This window comes from Streptomyces malachitofuscus, from assembly GCF_055571035.1.
The window spans coordinates 24,388-31,336 of the sequence record NZ_JBVIGA010000049.1; the positions used below are offsets into that span (position 1 = coordinate 24,388).

Sequence of the window (6,949 nt, forward strand, 5' to 3'; positions counted from 1 at the left end):
TTTCGAGTCAGTGGCTCCAGTAGTCGCGGCGCGGCAGTTCGACCCACACATCGGGCGGTCCGGTCACGGCGCGGCTGTCGGCGGGGCGCAGGCCTGCGAAGGCGCAGGCGTAGGCGACGGCGTGGTGCTGGTAGAGGTAGGAGGCCAGCACCTGCTCGGCAGTGTCGTTCTCGTCCGGTCCTCCGCCGGGGTGCAGGTCTGAGCCCTCGATGATTCCGTTGCGGGCGATGCTGCCCTGGTTGCCGCTCTTGGGATTGGCGTAGAGGCCGTAGCAGAGGGTGCCGGCGGACAACCGGGTCAGCACGCCCGGCATCTGCGGCGCATATCCCCAGGGCTGGGTGACCACGCAGCCGCCCGGCACGGACGTCACGCCGACGATGTTCAGGCTCTCGTCCATGTCGTGGGCATAGGGATCCTCCAGCAGCTCAGTCAGCACGTCGAGGAGTTCGCCGTCCACCACCGGGGTCGCCTGGAGACGGCGCACCGCCTCGGCCGTGTCGATGCCCGCCACGCAGGCCAGGCCCATGCCGTCGTCGTCGAACTCACCCAATGCCGTGGTGAGGCGATGGGCCTCCTGCGCTGCCGCACGCTCGGCGTCGCTCAGGGACACCCCTTCCGGGACCGGGAACAGCTCGGGCGTCGGTCCGGCCAGACTCAGCCGCCCCGGCGACCAGCCGCCGAGGGAGGGCCGCCAGGGATCGGCCCCGGCGGCGGCGAGCGCCCGTGCGTTGGCCGGCTTCCCGGACAGGACGGCTTCCCACAGTGCCGTCACCCCGTTCTCCAGCGCGTCCACATCCGCAACCCGGCGGGCAAGTTCCGCAACCGCCTCCGGGGAGCCGAACACCGCTGCCCGATGCAGGGGCCTGCTCCCGTTCCAGCTGTTCGGATCGGCTCCCTGGTCCAGGCGTCGGCGGATGTCGTCGGCATCCCTCCAGTCCCAGCCCATGCCCGCCCAGCCGTCACTCGCTGCCGCCACCGCTCCCCCATCGAACACGTCGCATGCGCTCGCGCCACTTCGACCCGCCCCCGAGCACACGTGCGCTACAGGCCGCTGGCTCCATCCAGGTCCGCTGACCGGACGTTATCACCCCGAACACCGTTCGCACGCTCAATGTACGTGCTTCGTACGCTATCTGTACGCGTGAGGGACGTGTCACGGGTAGGGTGAGGGGTGGAGGTGTCCCATGTCCGAGTTGTTCGACGCGGTCGACGCGCTGGTCGCGTCCCGCTCCCCGCTGCCGCCGCCGGCCGAGCGCAGGCGGCTGCGCCAGGCGCACGCGCTCACCCTGGACGAGGTGGCCGCAGCTCTGGGCGTGCGGCGGGCGACCGTGGGCGGCTGGGAGTCGGGCAAGGCAGAGCCCCGGCCGCCGGAGCGGGAGGCGTACGCCCGCCTGCTGAAGCAGCTCGCCACGCTCTACCCCGCCCCCGAGAGCACCGGCGCCCCGCAGGAGGACCCGGGCACCGCGGCGCCGCAGACATCCACCACCGCAGCACCCGCAGCACCCGCAGCGCCCGCGGCGCAGGCTGGGCCCACGGGCGGGTGGGCGGCGGAAGCCACTGCCGCGGCGGAGGCCGAGGAGCCCCCGGCCGCTCCCCCGGCGCCCGTTCGGCACGCGGCAGCGACACAGCGGCCGGTGCCGCGTGCCGAGCGGGCGCCGCAGAGCTCGCGGCGCCCCGCTGCGAGGAAGGCCGCCCCGGCGAACACCCCCGCGCCCGGCGGTGCCTACGCGCACGGTCCGCTGCTCGTCCTCGACGCCGACACCGAGCGGCAGGTGACCGGCTACGGCGTCGGCGGTCTGATCCTGGACGTGCCCGCCAAGTCGCTGCCCGCACTGGTGGAGTGGACGCTCACCGAAGCACAACTGGGGTCGCAGAAGCTGCACGGCTCGGGCAAGGACGGCGACCCGCTGCTGGTGCTCACCGAGGCGGCGTGCGAGCGCTACGGCCTGCCCGCCGCCTTGTCCGAGGCCGAGCGCCTCGCCGGGCGGCTGCCGGAAGGACACAAGGTCATCAAGCAGCTTGAGCGCGCCGGCTGGCAGCTCACCAAGCGCGGGCTGGGGCCATGGGCGCGGATCTACCGCCCCGCCCAGGGCAGCCGCCGCCAGTGCGTGCAGCTGTGCATTCCCTCCTGGCGTGCCCTGGACGGCCGCGCCTGGGGCCACGCCGCGCAGCTTCAGCCCGCGGAGCTCGCCCGGGTGCTGGGGGTGTTCGCGCAGCGGGTGATGACGCCGGTGGGCTCCACCGCGGTGACGGGGCTGCATCTGATGACGGCGCTCAACCCGCCCACGAGGGCGAGCGAGCCGGACGAGAACGGCAGACGGCACCGCGAGCACCGGCCCGGCTCGCTGGGTACGGAGCCGATGGATCCCGCGCCGTGCGAGGCGACCGACGGCCACCCCGTCCTGGCCCATCTGCCCCGCTTCCACGTGCGCGGCCCCGGCGAGCGGCTGTTCGAGGAGGCCTACGACTGGGCGCGGGATCTGACCGATGCCGAGTGCATGCAGCGCTACCTGGTCGGCTTGGACGTGAACCTGGCGTTCGGTGCGGCCGCCAACGGCGCGGTCGTCGGTCTGGCGTCGCCGCCCGTGCACGTCAACCGCCCGGTCTTCGACCCGTCGGTGCCTGGTTCTTGGCTGGTCGACCTCTCCCACGTCGACCTGTCCCGGGTGAAGGTCGGCAAGCAGTGGCGCGACCTCGATGGCGCGCTGCTGCCCAGCCCGTTCACGCCGACCGGCAAGCGCCCGACCGGTCCGGCCTGGTATGCCACGCCCACCGTGGCGTACGCCGTGGAGCTCGGTTACGACGTCGCGCCCGTGGAGGCGTGGGTGCGCCGGGAGAGTGGCCGGTTCCTGGACGGCTGGTACAAGCGGCTGCGCGATGCCTACGTCGCCACCATGGCGGACCTCGGCGTCGCGGAGAAGCTGCCCCCGCACCAGTTCCTTCAGGCGATGGACGGCTACAAGAGCCGCGATCCGGAGCTGGGGATCGTGGTGGACGCGGTCAAGATGACCGTCAAGGGCGGCATCGGCAAGCTGCAGGAGAAGGCACGCGGGGGCGGCTGGAAGCCGGGGCAGGCCTGGCCCGCCCTCGCCCGCCCGACGTGGCGGCCGGACATCCGCGCGGCCGTCATCTCCCGGGCCCGCATCAACATGCACCGCAAGATGCTCGCCCTGGCGGCGGCCACCGGCCGTTACCCCGTCGCGGTCCTGTCCGACTGCGCGGTGTACGCGGCCGACGGCCCCAGCCCGCTGGACGTGCTGCCCTACGGCGCCGACGGCAAGACCGTGGCGGGCTCGTTCCGGCTGGGGGTCTCGCCGGGGATGGTCAAGCACGAGGGCACCCAGAGCCTGCTGTGGGGAGCGGACGTCCTCGAGCAGCTCGGCGCCGACGGCCATGTCGCCAACCTCGCCCGCTACATCAAGACCGGCGAGGTCACCGCCAAGGACACCGGAGAATAGGGAGCGTTACGGCGATGGTCACGGTCGGGGAAGAACTCGACAAGGCGGTGCAAGGGGCGTTCACGCGACCCGTGCCCAAGTCGGCCGGGGCGCAGATGCGTTACCTGGTCAAGCAGCACCAGGGCAGTACCCGGCGCGTCGCCGAGCTGCTCGGCATCAGCCAGCGCACCGTCGAACGGTATGTGAAGAACCAGATCAAGACCCCCCGGCCGGAGCTTGCCGAGCGGCTTCAGGGCGAGGTCCGCGCGCGCTGGCAGCCGCAGATCAGGGCCAAGGCGAAGCAGGCCGCGGCCACCACAAGCGGCATCATGATCGATGTCCAGGCCCGCTTCGGCTACACCGCCGCCCCCGGCAGCACCGACGACGCCCGCCTACGTCACCTCACCCTCGCTCTGCCCCCACAACACGCCGCCCGCCTCCTTCAAGCCCAAGAAGCCGGCCTCACCGAGGACCAGCTCCGCCAGATCGCCGCCGAGGCCCTGGGCGAGGTCTACTTCCGCGACAGCGGCCGCCGCGCACACGGCCTCGAAGTGGAACTCACCGACCTGATCGACCTGGAATTCGAGCTGTAACCGGACAGGGCCGGAGGTCGGGCAGGAAGCAGGAACGGGCACTGGAGGGGGAGCTGTGACAGCAGGGGCGTCATGGACCGTGCCGCTGACCGGGGAGCTGACCTCATCACTGATCAACCGGACCGCAGACCGCTACGGCCTGCCGACTGCCGGCGTGCTGCGGCAGTGGACATGCCGCAACTCCCCCACTCGGCACGACGACGGCTGCCTGCGCGCCGATGCGAAGGTCGTCCTCAACGCAACCGGGGGGTGTGCCTGCCGAGCTGTGCGCGGTTCAGTCGGCGGTGCCGGCACGCGCTCTGCCCGACTACACGACATCCACTACAAACCCCGGAACAGGTGCGTTTCAGCGGGCCAGTGCGACCGTGTGAGACGACGTGTTCGCCGAAGAGGTTCCGGCGCAGCTATCGCGCCATTGTTTGTAGGCGCTGACCAGGTCGGCCTGTGCCAGTTCGTCGCGCTGGGTCGGTGTGAGCCAGTGGGCGGACGATCCGGCAGGCGTCCGCTCCACCAGCAGCACGTCGTCGACGGCCTCGGCGACAGCCTGCAGGTGGCTGATCACCATGACAAGGCGATTCCCGCTGGCTTGGGTGCGCAGTACCTCGAGGGCGGAGTCCAGTGCGGTGGCGTCGAGGGCGGCGAAGCCTTCATCGAGGAACGGGGAGCCGAGGGCCGGGCCGCTGCGGGAGTGCAGTTCGGCGAGTGCCAGGGCCAAGGCGAGTGATGCCTGGAACTTCTCTCCTCCGGACAGCCGGTTCGGGGGGTGGGCGACGCCGGAGTTGCGGCTGACGATGTCGAAGCTGTCAGCGAAGCCGAAGCGCCCTTCGGACATTTGGCCAAGCAGGTCGCTGGCGATACCGAGCAGCGCCTGAGTACGCAGCATGGTGAGGTGGTTCAGGAACTTGGCGTCGACCAGTTCGCGGCGCAACCTTCCAGGGCTTCACAGCGGGCCCTGCCCGCGGTGATGGCGAAGTCCAGGTCAGCGCCCGGCTTGATCAGGTCCTGCGCATCCTGCTGTTTCTGGCGCTGGTCTTTGGTTGCCTGTCCGACTGCGGCAACGAGGAGGTGGAGCGCTTCGGGTGTTGTCAGATCGGCGTGGGTATCGAAGCCGTCGACATCGGTAAGTGCGGCGGCGCACTCGCTGAGGCTGTTCTCGGCAGTGGCTGCGTGGCCTGCGGCGGCGACGGCACGCTGGGTGAGCCTGTCACTCAGCGTTGAGGTGGTCGTCGACAGTTCGGAGGCGTACGTGCGGACTTCGGCGATCTCTGACTGGGCCGGGGCCTTCGGCGCCTGGTGCTGGCCGGAGGCATCGAGATGCGTGAGGGCCTGAGTGACGGCCTGGGCCCATACGTCCAGTCGACCGCGTGACGGTGTGCAACTGAAGATCTTCGATTACGCCTGGGCCGTGGTCTTCTGCTTGAGGCGTTCGTAGGGGGTCTGGCCGCCGAGGCCGCCGTGGGGGCGATGGTAGTTGTAGTAGTCCTCCCACTCGCGCAGCTTGTCGTTGAAGACCTCGGCGTCGTCGATGATGACGCCGTCGAGGAGTCGGTAGAACTCCTCGGCGTCGATGCGTTGGGAGCGCTCGACCTTGCCGTTCAGGCGCGGCGTGCGGGGCTTGATGTAGGTGTAGGCGATGCCTTTGTCGAGGACGTGCCAGTGGAAGGCGGACTGGAACTCGGCGCCGTTGTCGGTCTGGATGACCTCGACCTGGAACGGCAGGCGTTGGATGACGTAGTCCAGGAACTGAATAGCGGTGGCCTGGTTCAGCGTTGGGTAGATGCGCAGGACGCGCAGCCTTGTGCAGTCGTCGATCGCGGTGAACTGGAAGTACTTGGTGCGCCCGCCGCGGCGCCCTTGGGGCATCGAGGCGAGCGGCTCGATGAACTTCACGTCGATCTGCACCCGGTGGCCGGGCAGCTGCTTCTCGTAGCGCTTCCACCGGCGGTCGTGGCGCTTGTAGCGCTGGGAGGCCGGCAGGCGGCCCATGTCGAGGCGGTTGAGGATGCGCCAGACGCCCGACTTGCTGATGGTGACGTCGTGGTACCGCTTGAGGTACATGGCGATCTTCTCGGGGCCGAAGTGGTAGTTCTGCCGCAGGTAGATGATCTTCCCGACCACCTCGACGTGCGTCGCGTTCGGGCAGTGCTTGGGCGCCTTGGAGCGGGTGCGCAGGCCCTCCACGCCCTCGGCCTGGTAGCGGCGGTACCAGGTGTAGTACGCCTGCCGGCTGATCCCGAAGTACCGGCAGGACATCGCGACGTTCCCGGTGACCTCTTCGACATGGCGTATGACGGCCAGGCGCCGCTTGGCCTCACGGTCAAGCGGCGGGGTGGTGGGGATGGACTTCGGCATGTGGATCTCCGTAGTGATCGGAGACCCAGGTGTCAACGATGATCGGCAGTTTTAGACCACTAGGGCGAACTACTGGCCGCCACTGGGGAGAACTACACGGCCGTTGACACTCGTTCGGGACACTGTTCGAGGCCAGAAGAAAAAGAACAAGCTAAGTACCCAGCGAAGCTCATTTTGCGGCACCGAGCGCCACGTCGCGCGACAGCCTTGTGATTAGAGGTGTTTACCCAACCACATGCCTGTGAACATGGCGCCGACCAAGACCAGCAAACCGGCCACGGCCAAAAGACTTGTAGTGGTGTTGTTGTTTCTCTCTCGTCGGCGACGAGACGGGCGCTCGACATGGCCGGACCCATCGTGATATGGAGTCGTCACCGGCAGCACTGTCGTCGCGCTGGTGCGGGACGTCGGGCGCGGGGCCGTGGTCGGCTGGTCGTCCGGGTAGCCGCCGTAGCCGACCGCGCCCAGTGCGGCGGTGGCGGCGACGGGCTGGCCGTCGAGGCAGGCCTCGATGTCGGCCCGCATCTCGTCGGCCGACTGGTACCGGTAGTCGGGGTCCTTGACCAG

At 69.7% G+C, this 6,949-nt stretch carries 5 protein-coding genes and 1 pseudogene; 2 read left to right on the top strand and 4 right to left on the bottom strand.

From position 1 onward, the window contains the following. Positions 1–7: 7 nt before the first annotated feature. Positions 8–976: an ankyrin repeat domain-containing protein gene (locus tag ACZ44S_RS38230; protein WP_466937947.1), complete on the bottom strand. Its 969-nt coding sequence runs from the start codon at positions 974–976 to the stop codon at positions 8–10. A 208-nt stretch (positions 977–1,184) separates the two neighbouring features. On the opposite strand from ACZ44S_RS38230, the gene tap reads away from it, so the two are divergent. Both tap and tpg read left to right on the top strand, forming a co-directional pair. Then, positions 1,185–3,458 (top strand): telomere-associated protein Tap, encoded by a 2,274-nt coding sequence (gene tap / locus ACZ44S_RS38235; protein ID WP_466937950.1) that lies wholly within the window; start codon positions 1,185–1,187, stop codon positions 3,456–3,458. Positions 3,459–3,472: 14 nt separating this feature from the next. Then, the gene (tpg, locus tag ACZ44S_RS38240; RefSeq protein ID WP_466937953.1) at positions 3,473–4,030 is read left to right on the top strand and encodes a telomere-protecting terminal protein Tpg; all 558 of its coding nucleotides are present in this window, start codon (positions 3,473–3,475) and stop codon (positions 4,028–4,030) included. Positions 4,031–4,376: 346 nt separating this feature from the next. Here the strand turns inward: tpg and ACZ44S_RS38245 are convergent, their stop codons facing one another. The 3 genes and pseudogenes from ACZ44S_RS38245 to ACZ44S_RS38255 form a co-directional block, all read right to left on the bottom strand. Further along, positions 4,377–4,958 carry an SbcC/MukB-like Walker B domain-containing protein gene (locus ACZ44S_RS38245; protein WP_466937954.1) on the bottom strand — a complete coding sequence of 194 codons (582 nt, stop codon included), beginning with the start codon at positions 4,956–4,958 and terminating at the stop codon, positions 4,377–4,379. Positions 4,959–5,422: 464 nt separating this feature from the next. Continuing rightward, positions 5,423–6,382: an IS481 family transposase gene (locus tag ACZ44S_RS38250; protein WP_466937956.1), complete on the bottom strand. Its 960-nt coding sequence runs from the start codon at positions 6,380–6,382 to the stop codon at positions 5,423–5,425. Between the two features lie 231 nt (positions 6,383–6,613). Then, a pseudogene (locus tag ACZ44S_RS38255) lies at positions 6,614–6,949 on the bottom strand (Stk1 family PASTA domain-containing Ser/Thr kinase); the annotation flags it as partial.

Bases quoted from the DNA above. Each gene is read 5' to 3' on its own strand.
- tap (WP_466937950.1), top strand. From the start codon at position 1,185: ATGTCCGAGTTGTTCGACGCGGTCGACGCGCTGGTCGCGTCCCGCTCC.
- tpg (WP_466937953.1), top strand. From the start codon at position 3,473: ATGGTCACGGTCGGGGAAGAACTCGACAAGGCGGTGCAAGGGGCGTTC.
- ACZ44S_RS38250 (WP_466937956.1), bottom strand. From the start codon at position 6,382: ATGCCGAAGTCCATCCCCACCACCCCGCCGCTTGACCGTGAGGCCAAG.